2 protein-coding genes and 2 pseudogenes are annotated in these 1837 nt (G+C 54.4%); 1 reads left to right on the forward strand and 3 read right to left on the reverse strand.

All coding sequences use genetic code 11. The features are described 5' to 3' along the window. Positions 1–110 (forward strand): annotated as a pseudogene (locus tag CINSTRO3249_RS16985) (IS110 family transposase); the annotation flags it as partial. Between the two features lie 193 nt (positions 111–303). On the opposite strand, the gene CINSTRO3249_RS15545 reads toward CINSTRO3249_RS16985, so the two are convergent. The 3 genes and pseudogenes from CINSTRO3249_RS15545 to CINSTRO3249_RS15555 all read right to left on the reverse strand — a co-directional run. Further along, the gene (locus tag CINSTRO3249_RS15545) at positions 304–642 is read right to left on the reverse strand and encodes a YegP family protein (protein ID WP_074013880.1); all 339 of its coding nucleotides are present in this window, start codon (positions 640–642) and stop codon (positions 304–306) included. Between the two features lie 82 nt (positions 643–724). Continuing rightward, the gene (baeR, locus tag CINSTRO3249_RS15550; RefSeq protein WP_074013881.1) at positions 725–1432 is read right to left on the reverse strand and encodes an envelope stress response regulator BaeR; all 708 of its coding nucleotides are present in this window, start codon (positions 1430–1432) and stop codon (positions 725–727) included. Continuing rightward, positions 1425–1709, reverse strand: a pseudogene (locus CINSTRO3249_RS15555) (ATP-binding protein); the annotation flags it as partial. The gene baeR and the pseudogene CINSTRO3249_RS15555, both read right to left, overlap by 8 nt. Positions 1710–1837 lie beyond the last annotated feature (128 nt).

The raw sequence follows: 1837 nt of genomic DNA on the forward strand, positions 1-1837 counted from the left end.
AAGGAGGTAAAGTAGGCATCTGCGCGGCAATGCGAAAATTACTCCAATTAGCTTATGGTGTCTTAAAATCTGGAATACCCTTCGATGAAAATATAGCTCTTGCATCATGATGAGCAAGACGGTATCTGATGTCAGGTCAGGCTGCCCGGCATGGGCAGTATAGCGGCGGCGATTTTAGCGCCTGGCGGGAAAAAAATCAGGAAGCAATGCGAAAGAAGGCGGTTTATTCGCCCATGGCTTGATCCCGGGCAAAAAATGCTGCTGCGCACAGCCAGACCGGCGTCAGGCGCCGGCCTGGTGTGGTTAGTGGGTCATATCCTTGATTTCCAAGGTAATGGCCATAGCCATCGCGGCCCTGATACCCTGTTGTGCCGCTTTAAGCGAGCTGTAGGGATCGCTGTGGCCTATGACCTGCTGGTTTTTCCCTCGTAATACAAAATAGGCAGCATCATCGCTGCTTTGCTTTAACTCATAGTTGGTTTCATCCGGCGCTATATACCGGGCAAAGGTGATGGCATTCTCGGCGGAAGCTTTGCTGGAAAACGTTTCGCTGTGGAGAATAGTTTCACCGTTATTCCCTTTTAGATGGAAAAGGAAATGTCCATTTCGCACTTTTTGTAGTTCATAATGACTGGCTGACATACGCGTCCTCCTCTTCTGTACGGCGCTTTCGCGCTCTTGGCAGTATAGGAGAGGATTCTGAATTCCACCGTGGCTGAAACGGTTAAATTAGTTCACAGGGGTCCGCTTCCCAGCGATAACCTACCCCATAGACCGCACGTATGAACGCCTCGTCTTCGGCCAGGTTTTCCAGTTTCCGGCGCAAGTTTTTGATATGGCTATCGATGGTACGATCGGTGACCACCCGATAATCGTCGTACAGCTGGTTCAGCAATGCCTCACGGGAAAAGACTTTTCCCGGCGCGCTGGACAGAATTTTTAGCAGCCGCAGTTCCGCCGGCGTTAAGTCCAGCGGCACGCCGCGGTAGCTGGCTTGAAACCGGCTTTCATCAATGTTGAGCGCGGCGGCCTGCCCGGCGGGCGGGCGGCTACCGCTGCGCCGCAAAATCGCTTTCACCCGCGCGACCACTTCGCGCGGGCTGTAGGGCTTGCAGATATAATCATCCGCGCCGATTTCCAGCCCGAGCAGGCGATCGATCTCCTCGGTTTTGGCGGTGATCATGATAACCGGCACATCGGAGAAGCGACGCAGATCCCGACACACGCTTAAGCCGTCGCGTCCCGGCAGCATCAGGTCCAGCAGTACCAGATCGGCATGCTGCGTTTGCAAAGAGTCAATTACGCCGTCGCCCCGGGTAAGCCAGCGGGTGCGATACTCCGCCGCCTCAAGATAATCCACCAGCAATTGTCCCAGTTTGGGCTCATCTTCCACCACAAGGATAATCGGCGCGGCGGTGATTTCTTCAGTCATAGGCGGTTACAGGTCTGGGGTCGAGCGGTAATTCTAGCGTGATTTGCACACCGCCTAAAGGTGAATCTGCGGCGCTGATGCGCCCGCCGTGGGCATCGACGATGTTTTGGCAAATAGCCAGACCCAGGCCCGATCCGCCGCTGGCGCGATTACGTGACGCCTCGGTGCGGTAAAAACGTTCAAAAATGTGCGGCAGCTGTTGCGGCTCGACCCCCGGCGCACTGTCGAAAAAGCGCAGGATAAGCACGCGATCATCGACGTCGCCGACAATGTGCAATTGAATAACCCCGAGTTTATTAGAGAGTAATTTTGGCAATACTACGCCGCTTCCTCTGATGCTAATTGCAAAGCGTAATAGTTCATTTCGGCTTCAGTAGGAGGGATGTAACCCAGCCGCCCGAGCAG

The organism is Candidatus Sodalis sp. SoCistrobi, from assembly GCF_900143145.1.
Lineage (GTDB): Bacteria > Pseudomonadota > Gammaproteobacteria > Enterobacterales > Enterobacteriaceae > SoCistrobi.

Coding starts and splice junctions, on each gene's coding strand:
- CINSTRO3249_RS15545 (WP_074013880.1), bottom strand. CDS start 642: ATGTCAGCCAGTCATTATGAACTACAAAAAGTGCGAAATGGACATTTC.
- baeR (WP_074013881.1), bottom strand. CDS start 1,432: ATGACTGAAGAAATCACCGCCGCGCCGATTATCCTTGTGGTGGAAGAT.